Genomic DNA, 18,577 nt, shown 5'->3' on the forward strand with positions numbered 1-18,577 from the left:
GGATCGGCCTCACCCAACTCCGACAAGAAACTCCAGGACCGCCTTCTTGAACACACGGTCGCCGACCGCCAGCATGTGGTCGCGCCCGGGAATGTCGAGTGCCACGGCATGCTGCATCAGCGCGGCCAGCTCCTCAGCCGACCCGGCGATGTCATCCTTTGTCCCGACACCGATCAGCACCGGCACGTCTATGCGGCCTACCTCGTCGGCGGTAAGCAGGTCGCGCGATGTCGATATGCATGCGGCAAGCGCCTGACGATCGCTTTTCGTCTGGTCTGCGAAGGCGCGGAACGTCCGGCCCCGCTCGTGCGTAACGTCCTCCAAAGAAGGTGCAAGCAGCGCGTCGGCGATCGGATCCCACTCCCCCACCCCCGTGATCATGCCTATCCCGAGACCGCCGAATACCAGCGAACGGACGCGATCCGGGTGCTGCAAAGCCAGGAATGCCGAGATCCGCGCGCCCATCGAATAACCCATGACATGCGCCTCGCCGATGCCGAGATGCACCAGAAGTGCCGCCGCATCCCCCGCCATCTGCGGCGGGTGATAGAGCGAGGGATCATGGGGTTTGCTGCTTTGCCCGTGCCCGCGATTGTCGAGCGCGATGACGCGGTATCCGGCGTCGCCGAGCGTCTTCAGCCATCCGGGAAACACCCAGTTGACATTGGCGCTCGATGCAAAGCCGTGAATGAGCAGGATCGGGTCGCCCGAGGGGTCACCTTCGTCGAAATAGGCGATTTCCAGTCCGTCATGCGTGAAGCGGGAAAATGGCGGAGGGTTCAAGTCCATCTGGTTTTCCTGGTATTGTCCTGTCGGCGCGGACGTTAGTTGGTAAAGCAACCGCCGGAAACCCCAACCGCTTCAAAAACCATAAAGCGCGGCATGTTTGCCGCTACACATTTTCGCCAAAGCTCACTATGGTGCCGGCAAATTCGACACCCCAATCGACATCTAAGACTTGCATATATCGGAGTACGACATGGCCGGCCACAGCATCCCCCATTTTCAGAACGACGGCGGGCACCGGGTCATCGAGATCGGCGTCAAGGAATTCATGTGCACGGGTGCTTCCGTCCCGTTCGACCACCCTCACATCTTCGTCGACATGGGCGACGAGAACGAGAAGGTCTGTTCCTATTGCTCGACCCTCTACCGCTACAATCCTTCCCTGAAGGCGACGGAAACGATTCCTCCGGGCTGCCTTTTCACGACTAAAGCCGCCTGATCCTGCGCAGGCGACGGCGCGACATCCATGCAAAAGGCTGATCCGGTTGCGATCGTCGGTGCCGGCATCGCCGGGCTGACCGCCGCGCTCTGCCTTGCACGGCAGGGTTTCCGGACGGATATATTCGAGCAGGCCGAAGCATTGGAGGAGGCCGGTGCCGGGCTTCAGCTTTCGCCGAATGCATCGCGCATCCTCATCGACCTCGGCTTGCTGCCCGCTCTCGAACGCGTCTGGAATGAACCAGAAGCGATCTCGCTTACCGACGGCCGCTCGCTGCGGCCACTTGCCAGCGTGCCTGCCGGCGCACGCGCCCGCGAGCGCTGGGGCGCTCCCTATGGCGTCCTGCATCGTGCCAGCCTGCAAACGATCCTTCTGGATGCGGTCCGGGCGGAGCCGCTTTGCCGTCTTCACCTGGGAAATCGCGTCGGGGACGATCCGCGAGCAGTCATCACCGAAGCGAGCAAGCGATCACCGGCAGCGATCATCGGTGCGGACGGTATCTGGTCGCGGATACGCTTCTCTGTCCCCGGCGCCGGCACCGTCCGTTTTTCGGGCAATGTCGCCTGGCGCTTCACGCTGTCACGCACCCGGGCGCCCGCCTGCCTGTTGCCTGATCGCGTCACCGCCTTCCTCGCGCCGAAGGCCCATCTCGTCGCCTATCCGATCAGAAAGATCGACGGCTTCAACCTCGTCGCGATCGTTGCCGGAAAGGCGTCGGGCGAAACCTGGACGGGGCACGAAACCGGCGATCGCCGGCGCGAGTTCGAGGCGGCCTTCACGGATTGGCATCCCGACCTGCGCGCGCTTCTCGGTCACGCCGGCTCGGCGACCTACTGGCCGCTCTGCACGGTTGAAGACGGGGCCTGGCACAATGGGCGCGACACCATTCTCATCGGCGATTCTGCTCATGCCATGACGCCATTTGCAGCCCAGGGCGCGGCGATGGCCATCGAGGACGCCCGTGAACTCGCCCGCTGTATGGCCAATACTCCCGACCTTCCCTCCGCCTTCGCGCGCTATGAAGACGCACGCAGAACGCGGATCGGCCGCGTTCGCAAGCGCGCCGCATTCAACAGCTTCGCCTACCACGCAGCAGGTCCGGTGCGGATCGCGCGCGATTTCGTTCTCTCTTTCAGAAAACCCGAAGCGCTCGCAGCCGATTTCGACTGGCTTTACGGCTACGGCGCTTAGTTGGAACGCGATGAGGGAAGCCTATTCGCCTCCCTGTCGCTTCGTTCAGACCTCAGACGGCGTTTGCCGCGGCGAGGCCCGCCTCGATATCCCGGCGGATGTCCGGTACATCCTCGAGTCCGATCTGCAGCCGGATGACCGGCCCCTCGGACGGGGCCTTCGCGACCTTGCGGTCGGAGAGGTTCACGTGAACGGCGAGGCTTTCGAAGCCGCCCCAGGAGTAACCGAGCCCGAACAGCGAGAGCGCATCCAGGAAGGCATGCGCCTTTGCCTTGCCGTCTTCCGGTTCAGCCCTGAGCACGAAGGAGAATATCCCGCTCGCGCCGCCGAAGTCGCGCTTCCACAATTCGTGTCCGGGAAAGCTCGGCAGTGCCGGATGAAGCACGCGCGCCACCTCGTCACGGCCCTCGAGCCATTCAGCGATCGCCAGCGCGCTTGCCTGATGGCGCTCCAGGCGAACGCCCATCGTGCGCAGGCCGCGCAGGATTTGATAACTGTCGTCCGGCGAAACGCAGACGCCGAGCGTAACCATCGCCTCGCTGAGTGCCGGCCAATGGGCCGCATTGGCGGAAACGGTTCCGAGAAGAACGTCCGAGTGACCGGAGGGGTATTTGGTCGCCGCATGGATCGAAACGTCGACGCCGTGGTCGAGGGGCCGGAAGTAGACCGGCGTCGCCCAGGTGTTATCCATGGTCACGATACAGCCGTGCCGGTGCGCCGCGGCGGAGATTGCCGGAATATCCTGCATCTCGAACGTATTCGAGCCCGGAGCTTCCGTATGCACCAGCCGCGTGTTCGGCCTGATCAGGTTTTCGATCCCGGCGCCGATCGTCGGGTCATAATATTCGACAGTGACGCCGAGCCTGGAGAGCATCGTGTCGCAGAAATGGCGGGTGGGGAAGTAGACCGAATCGACGATGAGCACATGGTCGCCCGAAGACAGATAGGCCAGGAACGGCACCGTGACCGCGGCGAGCCCGGAAGGAACGAGGATCGTGCCCGCTGCGCCCTCCAGCTCGTTCACGGCCTCGCAAAGCGCGTCGGTCGTCGGTGTGCCGCGCGTACCGTAGGTATATTTCTGCGCCCGCGTCTCCATCGTCCTCGCATTCGGGAACAGCACGGTGGAAGCGTGAACCACCGGCGGATTGACGAAACCATGGAAGTCGGAGGGATTGTTGCCGGTATGCGCGAGGCGGGTATTGATGCCCTGCTCCGCTCGCCCGCTCGTGTTGTCTGCCATTGAAACATCCGCTGTTGATTTTCGCTGCCGACTCATCGAACGGGCTACGGGCCGGGTCAAGGAAAAATTCGAGCCGGCCGGCTGTGAATCACGAAGGAGGCGCAACTGGCGGTTTTTTATCCATGGCGGGCAAATCCGTCGCGGGACCTGCCTAAACTTCTGGCGAGCTTCACGTTTTTCACATGGAAGATCACAAAATCGGCCACGTCTCTTGACCCTTCCAGATTTTGAGCATGAGATAGTTTTTACTCAGGCCAGGAGGGTGGCTGAGGCTGCACGCGCCAAGAGCGCGCTACCGTGCAGACGCGAAAAACGACAACCGAAAAGGTTCGAAAAAATGGCAAGAAGAATTCTGACAGCTCTCGTTGGCGCTGCTGTCGTGGGGATTGGCACACATGCGGCATCCGCCGCGACGCTCGACGACGTAAAGGCCAAGGGCTTCGTCCAGTGCGGCGTGAATACCGGCCTCGCCGGTTTCGCAGCCCCTGACGCCTCGGGCAATTGGAGCGGTTTCGACGTCGACTACTGCAAGGCGATTGCGGCTGCGATCTTCGCCGACGGCAGCAAGGTCAAGTATACGCCGCTCTCCGCCAAGGAACGCTTTCCGGCGCTGCAGTCCGGCGAAGTCGACGTGCTTGCGCGCAACACGACCTGGTCGATCAACCGCGACACCGCGCTCGGCTTCAACTTCCGTCCCGTCAACTATTACGACGGCCAGGGCTTCATGGTTCGCAAGGAACTCGACGTGAAGTCCGCCCTCGAGCTTTCCGGCGCCGCCGTCTGCGTTCAGACGGGCACGACGACCGAGCTCAACCTTGCCGACTACTTCAAGGCGAACAATCTGCAGTACAATCCGGTCGTCTTCGAAAAACTCGAGGAAGTGAACGCTGCCTACGACGCCGGCCGTTGCGACGTCTATACGACCGACCAGTCCGGCCTCTATTCGCTGCGCCTCACCCTCTCGAAGCCCGATGACCACATCGTTCTGCCGGAGATCATCTCCAAAGAGCCGCTCGCACCGGCGGTCCGCCAGGGTGACGATCAGTGGTTCGACATCGTCAGCTGGGTTCATTACGCCCTGGTCCAGGCCGAAGAGTTCGGCATAACCCAGGCCAATGTCGAAGAAATGAAGAAGTCGACGAACCCCGACGTTCAACGCTTCCTGGGAGTCGAGGCCGACAGCAAGATCGGCACGGACCTCGGCCTCACCAACGAATGGGCGGTCAATATCGTCAAGGCAGTCGGAAACTACGGCGAAGTGTTCGACCGCAACATCGGCGCAGGCAGCCCGCTGAAGATCGAGCGCGGCCTCAACGCCCTCTGGAACAAGGGCGGTCTCCAGTACGCACCGCCGGTCCGCTGATCGGACGCGGATGGAGGGGGGACGGCGCGGCCGTTCCCCCGATCAACGATAAAAACCCGATAACGGGAACATCCGAAAGGATGGATTAGGGGAAAGAGGCATTGCATGGCCATCGGCGTCACCAACGCGCCTGAACGAAGCACGTCATCGGGATCGATCATCAACGATCCTCAGGTGCGCGGGATATTCTATCAGGCAATCACCATCATCATCCTCGCAGCGCTCATCTACTGGATCGTCGACAACACCGTCGAAAACCTGAGACGCGCGAACATCGCATCCGGCTACGACTTCGTTAGAAGCCGCGCCGGCTTCGATGTCGGACAGTCGCTGATTTCATTTACCAGCGATTCCACCTATGGCCGCGCCTTGCTGGTCGGCTTCGTCAACACTTTGCTCGTCGCAATTACCGGAATCATCACGGCGACGATCATCGGTTTTATCGTCGGCATCGGACGCCTTTCGCACAATTGGATCATCGCCAAGCTCTCGCTGGCCTATGTCGAGGTGTTCCGCAACATCCCGCCGCTGCTCGTCATATTCTTCTGGTACAGCGGGGTGCTGTCGATATTGCCGCAGGCACGAGATGCGCTTGCCCTGCCCTTCGATATCTTTCTGAGCAATCGCGGTGTCGCCTTTCCGAGGCCGATTGCCGAAGAGGGTGCAGGATACACGCTCCTCGCGTTTGTTATCGCCGTCGCCGCAAGTGTGTTCTTTGCCCGTTACGCGCGCCAACGGCAGTTGGCGACCGGCGAGCGCCTTCCCGTCCTGTGGACCGTGCTCGGACTGATCATCGGCCTGCCGCTGGTCACATTTCTCGTGACCGGTGCGCCGATCACCTTCGACATTCCCGTGGCGGGCAAGTTCAACCTCACGGGCGGTTCGGTCGTCGGACCGGAGTTCATGTCGCTGTTCCTCGCGCTTTCCTTCTACACGGCAGCCTTCATCGCTGAAATCGTCCGGGCCGGTATCCGCGGCGTTTCCAAGGGCCAGACGGAGGCGGCACATGCGCTCGGCATACGCCCGGCGCTGACGACGCGCCTCGTGGTCGTGCCGCAGGCGATGCGCATCATCATTCCGCCGCTGACCAGTCAATATCTCAACCTCACCAAGAACTCTTCGCTGGCGGTTGCCATCGGTTATGCCGACCTCGTCGCCGTCGGCGGCACCATCCTCAACCAGACCGGACAGTCAATCGAGATCGTAAGCATCTGGCTCATCGTCTATCTCAGCCTGAGCCTCGCGACGTCGCTGTTCATGAACTGGTACAACGCCCGAATGGCGCTGGTGGAGAGGTGAGATCATGAGCACGAATCAGGCCTCTTTCGTTCGCGCTTCGATGATCGAAGCTTCGCCTGCCCCGTCGCTGGAAAGCGGTGTCGTCTCCTGGCTGCGGAAAAATCTGTTCGCCACGCCCAAGGACACGGCCCTGACGATTATCAGCCTGCTTATCCTGGCATGGCTGGTGCCGCCCGCAATCCAGTGGCTCTTCATCGATGCCGCCTGGAGCGGCGGCGGCCGCGGCGTCTGTGCCACGCTCTCGCAAGGCGGCTCGCAGCCGGAAGGCTGGAGCGGCGCCTGCTGGGCTTTCGTCAATGCGAAATTCGCCCAGTTCCTTTTTGGCCGCTACCCGCTCGATGAGCGCTGGCGTCCGGCACTCGTCGGCATCCTTTTCGTGTTGCTGCTGGTGCCGATGCTGATACCGAGAATCCCATACAAGGGATTGAACGCACTTCTGCTGCTGGTCGCCCTGCCTATCCTTGCGGCGATCCTCCTGCCCGGCGGCTGGTTCGGCCTCACCTATGTCGAAACGCCGCTCTGGGGCGGCCTGATGGTCACCCTGGTCCTCTCCTTCGTCGGAATCGCAGTTTCGCTGCCGCTCGGCATCCTGCTGGCGCTTGGACGCCGGTCGAACATGCCGGTGATCAAGATGCTGTGCACCGTCTTCATCGAAGTCATCCGCGGCGTTCCATTGATCACGGTCCTGTTCATGGCCAGCGTCATGCTGCCGCTGTTCCTGCCGCAGGGCGTCACCTTCGACAAGTTCCTGCGCGCCCTGATCGGTGTGTCGCTCTTTGCCTCCGCCTACATGGCTGAAGTCGTTCGCGGCGGTCTGCAGGCAATTCCGAAGGGTCAGTATGAGGGCGCCGATTCGCTGGGGCTCAGCTTTTGGCAGAAAATGGGCTTCATCGTTTTGCCGCAGGCCCTGAAGCTGGTCATTCCCGGTATCGTCAACACATTCATAGGCCTGTTCAAGGACACATCGCTCGTGTCGATCATCGGCATGTTCGACCTGCTCGGCATCGTTCGCCTGAACTTCAGCGATACGAACTGGGCCAGCGCCGTCACGCCGCTGACCGGCCTTATCTTCGCGGGCTTCGTCTTTTGGCTTTTCTGCTTCGGCATGTCGCGCTATTCAGGCTTCATGGAACGCCTGCTCGACAGAAGCCAGCGGTAAAAAAAGGGGAAAAGAAAATGGCAAATACCGCCACTGCACCGAAATTGGCCGTCTCGACGACGGATGTCGCGATCGAAATCACCAACATGAACAAATGGTACGGTGATTTCCATGTGCTGCGCGACATCAATCTCAAGGTCATGCGCGGCGAGCGCATCGTCGTCGCCGGCCCGTCGGGCTCCGGCAAGTCGACGATGATTCGCTGCATCAATCGGCTCGAAGAACACCAGAAGGGCAAGATCGTCGTCGACGGCATCGAACTCACCAACGACCTGAAGAAGATCGACGAAGTGCGCCGGGAAGTCGGCATGGTCTTCCAGCACTTCAACCTCTTCCCGCATCTCACGATCCTGGAAAACTGCACGCTGGCGCCGATCTGGGTCCGCAAGATGCCGAAGAAGGAAGCCGAGCAGGTGGCGATGCACTTCCTGGAGCGCGTGAAGATTCCGGAGCAGGCGCTCAAATATCCAGGCCAGCTTTCGGGCGGTCAGCAACAGCGCGTCGCCATCGCCCGCTCGCTTTGCATGCGGCCGAAAATCCTTCTCTTCGACGAGCCTACCTCTGCACTCGACCCGGAAATGGTCAAGGAAGTGCTCGACACCATGGTGGGACTCGCCGAAGAGGGCATGACCATGATCTGCGTCACCCACGAAATGGGCTTCGCCCGACAGGTCGCCAACCGCGTGATCTTCATGGACCAGGGCCAGATCGTCGAACAGAACTCGCCGGCCGAGTTCTTCGACAATCCGCAGCACGAGCGGACCAAGCTGTTCCTCAGCCAGATCCTGCACTGATCGTCAACCGCTCGAAATGACTGCGGCCCGCTTTCACGGCGGGCCGTTACCTGGAAGTGCTCTGGTGGAGGTCGCGTTTTAAACCTGCAGCCACGGAGGCGAGTTCGTCCACTCCTCGGGTTTCCCCACGCCCGATCCCTTTCCCCGCGCGCGGGAAAGGCGATCCCCCACAAATGCTGGTGATTATTGGCAGCCGGAGCGCCCGCCACGAGTCCCTTCGCCCCGCTTGCGGGGAGAAGGTGCCGGCAGGCGGATGAGGGGCGAAATGTCTTTAGAGCACTTCAAGGAAGAGTGTGTGACGGTTTACCGTCCGGAAGTGCGTTGAATCAGATCGCTAGAGCATTTCAATGTTTCTATGAAACGTTGAAATGCTCCAGGAGGACGCTATGCCCTCGGCGGCAGGGATCAGCCGACGAACGCACGTTCGATGACGAACTCTGCCGGCTTGTTGTTGGCGCCTTCCGTCAGGCCGGCGGCTTCGAGGATTTCCTTGGTGTCCTTCAGCATGGCAGTGGAGCCGCAGATCATGCCGCGGTCGATCGCGGGATCAAGCGGCGGCAGGCCAAGGTCGGCGAAAAACTTGCCGTTGGTCATCAGGTCGGTGATCCGGCCCTTGAAAGGATATTCCTCACGCGTCACCGTCGCGTAGTGCCGGAGCTTGTCGCCGACGATCTCGTTCAGGAATTCGTGGCTGCGGATTTCCTCGACAAGGTCGAAGCCATATTTCAGCTCCGCCACGTCGCGGCACGTGTGGGTGAGGATGACCTCCTCGAACTTCTCGAAGGTTTCCGGGTCGCGGATGAGGCTCGCAAAAGGCGCGATACCCGTGCCCGTCGAAAACATATAGAGCCTGCGGCCAGGCACGAGCGCATCCAGCACCAGCGTGCCCGTGGGCTTCTTGCGCATCAGCACCTGGTCCCCGGGCTTGATCCCCTGCAGGTGCGACGTCAGCGGTCCGTCAGGCACCTTGATCGAGAAGAATTCCAGTTCCTCGTCCCAGGCCGGGCTCGCGATCGAATAGGCACGATAAACGGGCTTGTCGCCAACCATCAGGCCGATCATCGCAAATTCGCCCGAGCGGAAGCGGAACTCCTGCGGGCGCGTCATGCGGAAGCGGAAGAGCCGGTCGGTGTAGTGTTCGACGCTCGTCACCGTTTCAGCGAAGACGCCTGCCGGAGCCTGTACCGCGAAATCTTCTTTTTTTGCCGGAGCATTCATCGTGACCACAGTCCTATAAATGGTGACGCTGTTTATCAACTACAAGCGGATATTCCAACCCATGCCGAATTGAAAGGAAATCCCTTCCAAATATAGTCGCTTTCGAGGATTTCGGCTTGCTTCACACTGTCGCGGCCGCGCCGCTCACGAGACGCGGCGCCAGCTGTAGGAATTGGCGTTGACGGACGGCTTTGCCGTCGGCTGGTAGTGGTTGGAAATCCCCGGCAGGCGGCCTTCCGAAAGCCGCTTGATCGCCGTGGCGTTGGTTACGGCGAAGCTGTCGACGCCGCAACGCAGCATAAGCGGGATCGGGTCGATCAGCACGTCGCCGACGGCGCGAATTTCGCCCTGGTAGCCGAGCCGCGAACGCAGCAGCGAAGCATGGCTGAAGGACCGGCCGTCGCTGAAAGCCGGAAATGCCACCGCCACCAGCGCTATCCTTTCGAGATAGGGCTGAAGACGCATCACGTCGTCTGCGGGGTTGATCAGAACGCCAAGCTCCGAGGCATCGCTCTCCGCAACCGCAGCCAGGAAGGCGTCGATGTTCAGGATCGCCTTTTCGTTCGACCCGGCTTTGGTCTCGTCGGTTTCGATCACCCAGGGATCATCGTTCACGAAGCCCGTTTCTTTCCAGATTTTCGTCATCTTATGCTGTCCTTTGATCACGCCGCCGCCTGGGCACCGCCGCCATAGAGCGCGTCCTTGAAAGGCTGCGGCCCCACCCGGCGATAGGCTTCGAGGAAGGTCTCGGACTTGTCTCGGCGCAAGCCGAGATAGGTGTCGACGATCGTCTCCACCGCGTCGGTCACTCTTTCCGGCTCGAAGCCGCGGCCGATGATCTCGCCGATCGATGTATGTTCGTCACCGGAGCCGCCGAGCGTGATCTGATAGAGCTCCGCGCCCTTCTTCTCGACGCCCAGAAGACCGATATGGCCGACGTGATGATGCCCGCAGGCATTGATGCAGCCGGAGATCTTGATCTTGAGCTCGCCGATTTCGGCCTGCCGCTCGGGCGAGCCGAAACGGTTCGAAATCTCCTGCGCGACCGGAATCGAGCGTGCATTGGCAAGCGCACAGTAGTCGAGCCCCGGACAGGCAATGATGTCGGTGATCAGCCCCGCATTGGCGGTGGCGAGGCCGGCGGCGACCAGGGCGCGATAGACCGGCTCGAGGTCCGCCAGCGCCACATGCGGCAGGATCAGGTTCTGCTCATGGCTGACGCGTATCTCGTCGAAGGCATATTCCTCGGCGATATCGGCGACCGCATCCATCTGTTCGTGGCTCGCGTCGCCCGGAATGCCCCCGATCGGCTTCAGCGAGATCGTTACCATGCCGTAATCGGGATGCTTGTGCGGCTGAACGTTCTGGTGCACCCAGCGGGCAAATTCCGCATCGGCCTTCTTCCAGCGGGCGAGACTGCCCCAGCCCTCGGGCCGATTCGGCAGCATCGCCGGCGCAAAATAAGCAGCAATTGCCTGAATATCCGCATCCGGCAGCTTCAGTTCCGTGTCCTTCAGATTGGCGAATTCGACCTCCACCTGACGGGCCAGTTCCTCGGCACCGGTTTCATGAACCAGGATCTTGATGCGCGCCTTGTACTTGTTGTCGCGGCGACCATGAAGGTTGTAAACGCGCATGATCGCGGTCGTGTAGGAAAGCAGATCCTCTTCCGGCAGGAAGTCGCGGATTTTCTTGGCGATCAGCGGCGTGCGGCCCTGCCCGCCGCCCACATAGACGGCAAAGCCAAGCTTGCCATTCTCGTCCTTCTTCAGGTGCAGGCCGATGTCATGCACCTGAATGGCGGCGCGATCGCGCTCGGCGCCGGTCACCGCGATCTTGAACTTGCGCGGCAGGAACGAGAACTCCGGATGGACGCTCGACCATTGCCTGAGGATTTCGGCATAGGGGCGCGGATCGGCGACTTCGTCCGCCGCGGCACCGGCGAAATGGTCCGCCGTCACATTGCGAATGCAGTTGCCGGAGGTCTGCAGCGCGTGCATCTCCACGCTCGCCAGCTCCTGGAGGATATCAGGCGTGTCGGAAAGGCGCGGCCAGTTGTACTGGATGTTCTGGCGGGTGGTAAAATGTCCGTAGCCGCGGTCATATTTCCGGGCGATATGGGCGAGCATCCGCATCTGCCGGCTCGAGAGCGTACCATAGGGGATGGCGACGCGGAGCATATAGGCATGGAGCTGCAGATAGACGCCGTTCATCAGGCGCAGCGGCTTGAACGCATCCTCCGCGAGTTCACCGGACAGCCGCCGCTGGACCTGGTCGCGGAACTGCTCGACGCGTGCGGAAACGAAGGCGTGGTCGAATTCGTCGTAACGATACATGGCTTCTCAGGTCCTCAGGCAGCAACATTCTTTGGGCCCGCAAGCCCGCTATATCCGGGAGCGTAGGGGATCGACGGCCCTTCGGCGCGGATCCGCTCACGCATGCGCAACGGCCGCAGCGTACCGTCGACTTCCTCGACGTCGACAACGTTGACGTCTACCACTTTATTCTCGTCAAACGAGCGCTTTCCGGTCGCCTCCAGGGCCGCGACGGCCTCCGCATGGCGAGCGACGAAGGCATCCTGCAACGACTCCACCCAATTGCCGGAAGCGTCGAGCCAGACGGAAATGCCATCCGCCAGACGGTTTGCCGTCAGAACCTTTTCCACCATCGCGTCGTCCTCAATTCCAAATCTGTTCGGTGCGTTTCGCTGAAACTTTGCCGGCACCGCTATACTTGATGCGGCCGGCGGTAAGCGGCTCGGAGCGTGCGAAATTCGCGCCCGCGACCGCTTCGCCGATGATCACCATGACCGGCCCGTCCAGTTCCGTGCGGGCCTCGAGGTCCGGCAGATCGCGGAGCGTACCGTGCAGGAGACGGCGCTCGGCACGGCTCGCATTCTCGATGACAGCGACGGTCGTGTCCTGCGGCAGACCGGCCTGCATGAGCCGCGAGGCGACGGAAGCCGCAACGGTACGGCCCATATAGACCGCAATCGTCGCGCCGGAAACGGCCAGTCGCGCCCAATCGGGAAGAACGCTGCCTGTCAAATCGTGGCCCGTCGTGAAGACCAGCGACGACGCCACGCCGCGCAGCGTCAGCGGCAGCTCGAAATCGGCGGCCGCGGCAAAGGCCGATGTGATCCCCGGCACCACCTCGTAGCTGATGCCGGCCTCACGCAGCGCCGCCATTTCCTCGCCTGCCCGGCCGTAGACCAGAGGGTCGCCGGATTTCAGCCGGACGACGCGCTTGCCTTCGCCGGCAAGCTTCACCAGCAACTGATTGATCTCGTCCTGCGACTTGCTATGGCAGCCCTTGCGCTTGCCGACCGAAAGCCGCTCGGCGTCGCGGCGGCCCATGTCGACGATCGCTTGCGGCACCAGCGCATCATAGACGATGGCGTCCGCTTCCATCATCACGCGCTGCGCCCGGAGCGTCAGCAGGTCTTCGGCGCCCGGGCCGGCGCCGACCAGCCACACATGGCCGGCCACGCCGCCCGCGGCATCCAGAAGCTTCGAGGCCTCCCGGCGTGCGGATGCAAGATCGCCGACCGCGACGTGATCCGTCACGGGGCCTGAGAAGAAGCGCCGCCAGAAAACACGCCGCGCGACGCCGCGCGGCACGAGGTGGTCGACGGCGTCGCGATAGTTGGCTGCCAGAGAGGCAACGATACCCAGCGACGGCGACAGCAATTGATCGATCTGCGCGCGGATCATCTGAGCCAGAACCGGCCCTGCCCCTTCTGTGCCGATCGCAACTGCGACGGGCGCCCGGTTGACGAGTGCCGGCGTCAGGAAATCGCAATAGTCCGGCTGATCCACGGCATTTGCGGGGATTTTCCGCTCGCGCGCCGCAGTCACGACAACGCGGTCAAGCGCCGCATCTCCGGTCGCGGCAAAGACGAGGACGGCGCCTTCCACCTGATGAGCCCCAAAGGGTTCGCGCACGGTCTCGATATTGTTGGCATCCAGAAAAGCTTCGAATGCCGGTTCCGGCCGATCCGCATAGGCGACGATGCGCGCCTCGGTGTTCAGCAGCAACCGCACCTTGGCGAAGGCCTCATCCCCATTGCCGAACACCGCCACGCTTTTCTGCGCGACGCGAAAGAATGCCGGAAAGACGGACAATTTCTGCGACATGACGAGGGGACGGCTCCTTTTGCAGGCTGCGGCGAATATCCCCTATAGGCCGCAACAATTGAAGGAACAGAAATTTCAATGCTTTTCCGGTCACGTATTGTTTTGCTCGACAGCCGATCTTTTTGAGCAAATATCTCCGGAGCCCTGAACCACCGGTGGTTCGGCCATTGCGCCGATCGGCCGACCTCCGTTAAATGCCGGCTCAAGCAGGAGACCGAGACATGAAGCAAACCCAACTGGCAGAGCGCCTGTTGACCGTCATCGAAGAGGACATACTGCCGCTCACCGAGAAGGGCGTAGCCGACGGCAACAAGGTGTTCGGCGCCGCTATCCTGCGCAAGTCCGATCTGTCGCTGGTACTGGCCGAAACCAATAACGAGACCGAGAATCCGCTGTGGCATGGCGAGGTGCACACGCTCAAGCGCTTCTACGAGATGGCCGAGACGCCGGACACGCGCGAGCTCATCTTCCTGTCGACGCATGAGCCCTGCTCCATGTGTCTCTCGGCGATCACCTGGGCAGGTTTCGATAACTTCTACTACTTCTTCAGCCACGAGGATTCGCGCGACAGCTTCGCTATCCCGCATGACCTGAAAATCCTGAAGGAGGTCTTCCGCCTCGAACCGGGCGGCTACGCCCGGCAGAATGCATTCTGGAAATCGGCGTCCATCGCGACACTGATGCAGGAGACCGATCCCGAAACGCGGCAGCGGCTCACCGGCCAGGACGCCCGCATCCGGGCACGCTACGATCGTCTGTCCGATACCTATCAGGCGAGCAAAGACACCAACGCCATACCGCTGAACTGAGCCATGGAAGCCTCCCGCGACATTCAACGCCTGCTCGACATCATGGCCGCGCTCCGCGACCCGGAGACAGGCTGCCCTTGGGACGTCGTGCAGACGTTCGATACGATCCGACCTTACACGATCGAAGAGGCCTACGAGGTCGCAGACGCGATCGAGCGTCATGATATGGACGACCTGTGCGACGAACTCGGGGACCTTTTGCTGCAGGTGGTGTTTCACGCACGCATGGCCGAGGAAGCCGGCGCGTTTTCCTTCGGCGACGTCGTCGAAGCCATCACGCGGAAGATGATCCGCCGCCATCCGCATGTCTTCGCCCGCTCCGACGCCGACACCGCCGAGGCGGTGAAGCTGCAATGGGACGAGATCAAGCAGGCCGAGAAAGCCGACCGGCGGCAACGGCGCCTGCAGCGCGGCGCGTCGCAGGAGGAGCATGCCGGCCATCTCGGCTCGATCCAGCGCAGCTTTCCGGCGTTGGTCGAGGCGCTGAAGCTGCAGGAACGGGCGGCAAAGGTCGGCTTCGACTGGTCCGAGCCGGAGCCGATCCTCGACAAGGTCGAGGAGGAAATCGGCGAGCTGCGGCAGGCACTGAAGGACGGTGACCGGGGGAAGGTCGCGGACGAGCTCGGCGACCTGATCTTCGCGCTCGTCAATATCGGCCGCCATGTCGGCACCGATCCGGAAATGGCGCTGCGCGGCACCAATACCAAGTTCCGGCGCCGCTTCGGCCACATCGAAAAGGAACTGGAAGCCGGAGGCGAAACGCTCGATGCGGCATCGCTGGAGCGCATGGAAGAACTCTGGCAGGCGGCGAAGGCTATCGAAAGGCAGCTGACCTAGGCTTGTGCCCGCTGCGTCTATGCTGTTCCTTGTATCTGCCTGTCACAGGAATCCAGCTGGAAAGACTCTTCCGCGCCGCAGACGCGGCGCTGCTGGATCCCTGTGACGAGCACAGGCATGAGGTGGAGAGGGTGCGGTCCCTCGGCGCGCTTCATAAACCGTGAAGATAGTGAGAGATATCTTCCCATTCCGGGTTCAATTCTTCTATCAACTTAAGCTTCCACTTCCTCGGCCATTTCTTCATCGTCTTCTCCCGCATGATGGCGGAAGTCAGCAGGTCGAACTCCTCGAACCACACCAAGGTCTTCACGCCGTATCTGGACGTGAACCCAGGCGTCAGATCGTTCTGGTGCTCCAGGAGGCGGCGCGGCAGGTCCCGGGTCACGCCCGTGTACAGCGTCCCGTTTCGCTTCGATGCGAGAATGTAGACGTAACCTTTCATTGCGTGAAAGGTTGACCATTCTCTCGCATATTCGCAAGCAGAAGTTGTAACGCCCAAACCTCCCCGGCCCTCATTCCTGTGCTTGTCACAGGAATCCAGCCAGGCCAAGTCATTGGACTGGAAAGACTCTTTCGCGCCGCAGACGCGGCGCTTCCCTCATCCCTGTGACGAGCACAGGGATGAGGGAAGGCCCTCGAAACACTTCTCACAGGCCACGCAGGAAGTCAGGAGATGGCGCAACACGCCAGGATGCTACCAATCCTCTTGGACGGCCTTCGGGCCATTGCCCAGCCGCCTCTCGAGCTCGGTGGCCTCTCCCTCCGTCAGACGGAGATCCAGGCTCACGCGCCCATCTTCGAGATCTTCGCGGCCGTCGACGATCGCGTGCTGGTAAACCCAAGGCAGCAACTGTAGCTGATCGAGACCCAGAACGACGGTGCACTCGGTCATGACGCCCGAAAGACGCCGGCCTATTTCAGCGAGAAGATCGTCCACACCGTCGCCGGTCATGGCCGAGACGGCGACCGTGTTGTCGGCGCTCGCGGCCTTCTTCACCAGCGCTTCGCGCACTTCCGGCTCGACCTTGTCGATCTTGTTCCAAACCTCGACAATGCGCTCGGCCCCCTCCTTCTCGTCAATGCCGAGATCGGCCAGGATGCGCAGCACGTCGCTTGCCTGCGCCTGATTATCCGGATCGGACAGATCGCGCACATGCAGGACCAGGTCGGCCTCGAGTACCTCTTCCAGCGTCGCCCGGAAGGCGGCGACCAGATGCGTCGGCAGATCGGAAATGAAGCCGACGGTGTCGGAGAGGATGACCATACGCCCATGCGGCAGTTTCAGCCGCCTCAGCGTCGGATCCAGCGTGGCGAAGAGCATGTCCTCGGCGAGCACACCGGCCCCGGTCATCCGGTTGAAAAGCGTCGATTTGCCCGCGTTTGTATAGCCTACCAGCGCGACGATCGGATGCGGCACCTTCTTGCGCTTCGACCGATGAAGCTGGCGCGTGCGCCGCACCTGCTCCAACTCGCGCTCCAGTTTGACGATCCTGTCCTGCAGCAGCCGGCGGTCGGCCTCGATCTGCGTTTCGCCGGGCCCGCCCATGAAACCCGCGCCGCCACGCTGCCGTTCGAGGTGCGTCCAGCTGCGGACCAGGCGGCCCTTCTGATAATTGAGATGTGCGAGATCGACCTGCAGCGTGCCCTCCCTGGTGGAGGCGCGCCGGCCGAAGATCTCCAGAATGAGGCCGGTGCGGTCGATGACCTTGGCGTTCCATTCCTTCTCGAGATTGCGCTGCTGGACGGGCGTCAGCGGGTGATCGACGATCACGAGCCCCGCATCCTTCTCGCTTAGAACGTGGCCGATCTCCTCGATCTTGCCGGTGCCGAGCAGCGTGCCCGGTTTCGGCTGGGCGACGGGAACGATCATGCCGTGAACGACGTCGAGGTCGATGGCGAGCGCCAGGCCCGTCGCCTCCTCCAGCCGGCTTTCGTCCGAACGCGTGGCGGGCTGCGCAACGATGTCGGCAGACGCCTTCCCGGTTTTTTTCAGGATCGGAACGATGACGACGGCACGCGAATCATCACGGAGCGTCTCGAGCTCCGGAATGATCGACGACGATTTTGAATCACGCTTGGTAATGTTCCTCACACCCCGTCAGGAGGCAGCTTCCTCATTCTCGAACATCTGCAACGGCTGGCCCGGCATGATCGTCGAGATGGCGTGCTTGTAGACGAGCTGAGAATGACCGTCGCGGCGCAACAGCACACAGAAATTGTCAAACGATGTTACGACACCCGTCAGCTTGACGCCGTTGATGAGGAAAATGGTCAAAGAAATCTTTTGCTTGCGGACCGTGTTGAGAAAGAGATCCTGCAAGTTTTGAGAACGTTCCGCCATCGCGCCGCTTCTTTCTTATTTGCCGGCGTTCTTGCGCCGGTGCATTTTGTTAATTTTTAAGGTGTCACGTACGATCCCGGCACCTCCGCAGGGTTTGGTATCAAATCACCGTCTTTTCCGCAATGTCGAAAAAGGCCTCGCAAATATTCTGTGCTATGCTTCCCGGATGACCGTTGCCGATCGTCTTTCCGTCCACGGAAACGACGGGAAAGCAGATGCTGGTAGCAGCGGTGATGAAGACCTCCCGCGCCGCGAGCATTTCTTCCACGGAGAAGGCCTTTTCCTCGATCTTGAGGCCCAGCGGCTTGGCTACGTCCATCAGGGTGGTGCGGGTCACGCCGCGCAGAATGCCGTTCTCCGCCGGTCGGGTGCGCAACGTCCCTTCACGGTCCACGATCCATACATTCGTCGCCGCCCCCTCTTTGACCGTGCCGTCCACGTCGACGAAGATCGCCTCCTGCGCGCCGGCTTCCTTCGCCCGCTGACGGGCAAGCACATTCGGGAGAAGGCCGACGCTCTTGATGTCGACGCGGTCCCACCGGTTCTCCGGCACCGTTATCGCAGATATGCCCTCGGCATTCTTCCGGGCGATCGCCCCAGGGTCCGTGCGCTTGGCGGTGACGACGATCGACGGCGGCGTGTCCGCATCAGGGAAAACATGATCCCGACGTCCGACGCCGCGGGTCACCTGCAGATAGAAGAGCCCGTTTCGGACCCGGTTTCGGCGCAGCACCTCCCGGATGACATGGATCAGCGCCGCACGGCTCATCGGCCAGCCTATCCTGAGTTCGCCCAGGGATCGCCCAAGGCGATCGAGGTGCCGGGTCAGGTCGATGATGAAGCCGTGGCGCACCTCGCAGACCTCGTAGACGCCGTCGGCAAACTGGTAACCGCGATCCTCGACGTGAATGGCGGCTTCGGCGTGCTGGACGTAAGTGCCGTTGACATAGGCGATTCTCGGCATG

Annotated in this window: 19 protein-coding genes; 8 read left to right on the forward strand and 11 right to left on the reverse strand. The window is 61.7% G+C overall.

What is annotated here, in order from left to right:
* Window positions 1-9: 9 nt before the first annotated feature.
* Complete coding sequence (locus tag ACFHWW_RS22600; RefSeq protein ID WP_379940913.1) at window positions 10-789, reverse strand: alpha/beta fold hydrolase; 780 nt, start codon at window positions 787-789, stop codon at window positions 10-12.
* A 190-nt stretch (window positions 790-979) separates the two neighbouring features.
* On the opposite strand from ACFHWW_RS22600, the gene ACFHWW_RS22605 reads away from it, so the two are divergent.
* Window positions 980-1,225 carry a zinc-finger domain-containing protein gene (locus ACFHWW_RS22605; RefSeq protein ID WP_003535025.1) on the forward strand — a complete coding sequence of 82 codons (246 nt, stop codon included), beginning with the start codon at window positions 980-982 and terminating at the stop codon, window positions 1,223-1,225.
* A 27-nt stretch (window positions 1,226-1,252) separates the two neighbouring features.
* Window positions 1,253-2,416 carry an FAD-dependent oxidoreductase gene (locus ACFHWW_RS22610; protein ID WP_379940915.1) on the forward strand — a complete coding sequence of 388 codons (1,164 nt, stop codon included), beginning with the start codon at window positions 1,253-1,255 and terminating at the stop codon, window positions 2,414-2,416.
* A gap of 52 nt (window positions 2,417-2,468) precedes the next feature.
* Here the strand turns inward: ACFHWW_RS22610 and ACFHWW_RS22615 are convergent, their stop codons facing one another.
* Window positions 2,469-3,656, reverse strand: coding sequence for a cystathionine beta-lyase (locus tag ACFHWW_RS22615; protein WP_100673921.1), 1,188 nt, complete (start codon window positions 3,654-3,656; stop codon window positions 2,469-2,471).
* 337 nt (window positions 3,657-3,993) lie between these two features.
* Here ACFHWW_RS22615 and ACFHWW_RS22620 point away from each other — a divergent pair, with 337 nt between their 5' ends.
* From ACFHWW_RS22620 to ACFHWW_RS22635, 4 genes are all read left to right on the forward strand, one after another.
* A complete protein-coding gene (locus ACFHWW_RS22620) occupies window positions 3,994-5,019 on the forward strand; it encodes an amino acid ABC transporter substrate-binding protein (protein WP_100673922.1) in 1,026 nt (341 codons plus the stop codon).
* 105 nt (window positions 5,020-5,124) lie between these two features.
* Window positions 5,125-6,318 (forward strand): amino acid ABC transporter permease, encoded by a 1,194-nt coding sequence (locus ACFHWW_RS22625; protein WP_275598023.1) that lies wholly within the window; start codon window positions 5,125-5,127, stop codon window positions 6,316-6,318.
* Window positions 6,319-6,322: 4 nt separating this feature from the next.
* Entirely contained in the window at window positions 6,323-7,477 is a 1,155-nt protein-coding gene (locus ACFHWW_RS22630) for an amino acid ABC transporter permease (protein ID WP_100673923.1), read from the forward strand.
* 17 nt (window positions 7,478-7,494) lie between these two features.
* Window positions 7,495-8,271 carry an amino acid ABC transporter ATP-binding protein gene (locus tag ACFHWW_RS22635; protein ID WP_100673924.1) on the forward strand — a complete coding sequence of 259 codons (777 nt, stop codon included), beginning with the start codon at window positions 7,495-7,497 and terminating at the stop codon, window positions 8,269-8,271.
* A 405-nt stretch (window positions 8,272-8,676) separates the two neighbouring features.
* On the opposite strand, the gene ACFHWW_RS22640 is transcribed toward ACFHWW_RS22635, so the two are convergent.
* The 5 genes from ACFHWW_RS22640 to cysG form a co-directional block, all read right to left on the reverse strand.
* On the reverse strand, window positions 8,677-9,489 hold the full coding sequence (locus ACFHWW_RS22640; RefSeq protein ID WP_379940919.1) for a ferredoxin--NADP reductase: 813 nt from the start codon (window positions 9,487-9,489) through the stop codon (window positions 8,677-8,679).
* 144 nt (window positions 9,490-9,633) lie between these two features.
* A complete protein-coding gene (locus tag ACFHWW_RS22645) occupies window positions 9,634-10,134 on the reverse strand; it encodes a DUF934 domain-containing protein (protein ID WP_018097786.1) in 501 nt (166 codons plus the stop codon).
* A gap of 17 nt (window positions 10,135-10,151) precedes the next feature.
* Entirely contained in the window at window positions 10,152-11,825 is a 1,674-nt protein-coding gene (locus ACFHWW_RS22650; RefSeq protein WP_379940921.1) for a nitrite/sulfite reductase, read from the reverse strand.
* Window positions 11,826-11,839: 14 nt separating this feature from the next.
* Complete coding sequence (locus ACFHWW_RS22655) at window positions 11,840-12,157, reverse strand: DUF2849 domain-containing protein (protein ID WP_018097788.1); 318 nt, start codon at window positions 12,155-12,157, stop codon at window positions 11,840-11,842.
* A 10-nt stretch (window positions 12,158-12,167) separates the two neighbouring features.
* A complete protein-coding gene (cysG, locus tag ACFHWW_RS22660; RefSeq protein WP_379940923.1) occupies window positions 12,168-13,625 on the reverse strand; it encodes a siroheme synthase CysG in 1,458 nt (485 codons plus the stop codon).
* Between the two features lie 221 nt (window positions 13,626-13,846).
* Here cysG and ACFHWW_RS22665 point away from each other — a divergent pair, with 221 nt between their 5' ends.
* Together ACFHWW_RS22665 and mazG are read left to right on the forward strand one after the other, a co-directional pair.
* Complete coding sequence (locus ACFHWW_RS22665; protein ID WP_275598026.1) at window positions 13,847-14,434, forward strand: deaminase; 588 nt, start codon at window positions 13,847-13,849, stop codon at window positions 14,432-14,434.
* A 3-nt stretch (window positions 14,435-14,437) separates the two neighbouring features.
* Complete coding sequence (gene mazG / locus ACFHWW_RS22670; RefSeq protein ID WP_018097791.1) at window positions 14,438-15,271, forward strand: nucleoside triphosphate pyrophosphohydrolase; 834 nt, start codon at window positions 14,438-14,440, stop codon at window positions 15,269-15,271.
* Between the two features lie 151 nt (window positions 15,272-15,422).
* Here mazG and ACFHWW_RS22675 read toward each other — a convergent pair whose 3' ends face one another.
* The 4 genes from ACFHWW_RS22675 to ACFHWW_RS22690 all read right to left on the reverse strand — a co-directional run bounded on the left by ACFHWW_RS22675 (window position 15,423) and on the right by ACFHWW_RS22690 (window position 18,576).
* Window positions 15,423-15,713, reverse strand: a complete 291-nt coding sequence (locus ACFHWW_RS22675) for a GIY-YIG nuclease family protein (RefSeq protein WP_100673929.1) — start codon at window positions 15,711-15,713, stop codon at window positions 15,423-15,425.
* A 252-nt stretch (window positions 15,714-15,965) separates the two neighbouring features.
* A complete protein-coding gene (hflX, locus tag ACFHWW_RS22680; protein ID WP_275598029.1) occupies window positions 15,966-17,363 on the reverse strand; it encodes a GTPase HflX in 1,398 nt (465 codons plus the stop codon).
* A gap of 6 nt (window positions 17,364-17,369) precedes the next feature.
* The gene (hfq, locus tag ACFHWW_RS22685; RefSeq protein WP_003535434.1) at window positions 17,370-17,612 is read right to left on the reverse strand and encodes an RNA chaperone Hfq; all 243 of its coding nucleotides are present in this window, start codon (window positions 17,610-17,612) and stop codon (window positions 17,370-17,372) included.
* A 100-nt stretch (window positions 17,613-17,712) separates the two neighbouring features.
* Entirely contained in the window at window positions 17,713-18,576 is an 864-nt protein-coding gene (locus ACFHWW_RS22690; RefSeq protein WP_379940927.1) for a D-amino-acid transaminase, read from the reverse strand.
* Window position 18,577 lies beyond the last annotated feature (1 nt).

Origin of the sequence: Sinorhizobium sp. P24N7, from assembly GCF_042436655.1 — a bacterium.
GTDB classification, from domain to species: Bacteria; Pseudomonadota; Alphaproteobacteria; order Rhizobiales; family Rhizobiaceae; genus Sinorhizobium; species Sinorhizobium meliloti_A.

Excerpts from the sequence above, each read along its gene's own strand:
- ACFHWW_RS22675 (WP_100673929.1), bottom strand. The coding sequence starts at position 15,713 with ATGAAAGGTTACGTCTACATTCTCGCATCGAAGCGAAACGGGACGCTG.
- ACFHWW_RS22625 (WP_275598023.1), top strand. The coding sequence starts at position 5,125 with ATGGCCATCGGCGTCACCAACGCGCCTGAACGAAGCACGTCATCGGGA.
- ACFHWW_RS22665 (WP_275598026.1), top strand. The coding sequence starts at position 13,847 with ATGAAGCAAACCCAACTGGCAGAGCGCCTGTTGACCGTCATCGAAGAG.
- cysG (WP_379940923.1), bottom strand. The coding sequence starts at position 13,625 with ATGTCGCAGAAATTGTCCGTCTTTCCGGCATTCTTTCGCGTCGCGCAG.
- ACFHWW_RS22615 (WP_100673921.1), bottom strand. The coding sequence starts at position 3,656 with ATGGCAGACAACACGAGCGGGCGAGCGGAGCAGGGCATCAATACCCGC.
- ACFHWW_RS22620 (WP_100673922.1), top strand. The coding sequence starts at position 3,994 with ATGGCAAGAAGAATTCTGACAGCTCTCGTTGGCGCTGCTGTCGTGGGG.
- hfq (WP_003535434.1), bottom strand. The coding sequence starts at position 17,612 with ATGGCGGAACGTTCTCAAAACTTGCAGGATCTCTTTCTCAACACGGTC.
- ACFHWW_RS22640 (WP_379940919.1), bottom strand. The coding sequence starts at position 9,489 with ATGAATGCTCCGGCAAAAAAAGAAGATTTCGCGGTACAGGCTCCGGCA.
- ACFHWW_RS22600 (WP_379940913.1), bottom strand. The coding sequence starts at position 789 with ATGGACTTGAACCCTCCGCCATTTTCCCGCTTCACGCATGACGGACTG.
- mazG (WP_018097791.1), top strand. The coding sequence starts at position 14,438 with ATGGAAGCCTCCCGCGACATTCAACGCCTGCTCGACATCATGGCCGCG.
- ACFHWW_RS22690 (WP_379940927.1), bottom strand. The coding sequence starts at position 18,576 with ATGCCGAGAATCGCCTATGTCAACGGCACTTACGTCCAGCACGCCGAA.
- ACFHWW_RS22610 (WP_379940915.1), top strand. The coding sequence starts at position 1,253 with ATGCAAAAGGCTGATCCGGTTGCGATCGTCGGTGCCGGCATCGCCGGG.
- ACFHWW_RS22655 (WP_018097788.1), bottom strand. The coding sequence starts at position 12,157 with ATGGTGGAAAAGGTTCTGACGGCAAACCGTCTGGCGGATGGCATTTCC.
- ACFHWW_RS22635 (WP_100673924.1), top strand. The coding sequence starts at position 7,495 with ATGGCAAATACCGCCACTGCACCGAAATTGGCCGTCTCGACGACGGAT.
- ACFHWW_RS22645 (WP_018097786.1), bottom strand. The coding sequence starts at position 10,134 with ATGACGAAAATCTGGAAAGAAACGGGCTTCGTGAACGATGATCCCTGG.
- ACFHWW_RS22605 (WP_003535025.1), top strand. The coding sequence starts at position 980 with ATGGCCGGCCACAGCATCCCCCATTTTCAGAACGACGGCGGGCACCGG.
- ACFHWW_RS22630 (WP_100673923.1), top strand. The coding sequence starts at position 6,323 with ATGAGCACGAATCAGGCCTCTTTCGTTCGCGCTTCGATGATCGAAGCT.
- ACFHWW_RS22650 (WP_379940921.1), bottom strand. The coding sequence starts at position 11,825 with ATGTATCGTTACGACGAATTCGACCACGCCTTCGTTTCCGCACGCGTC.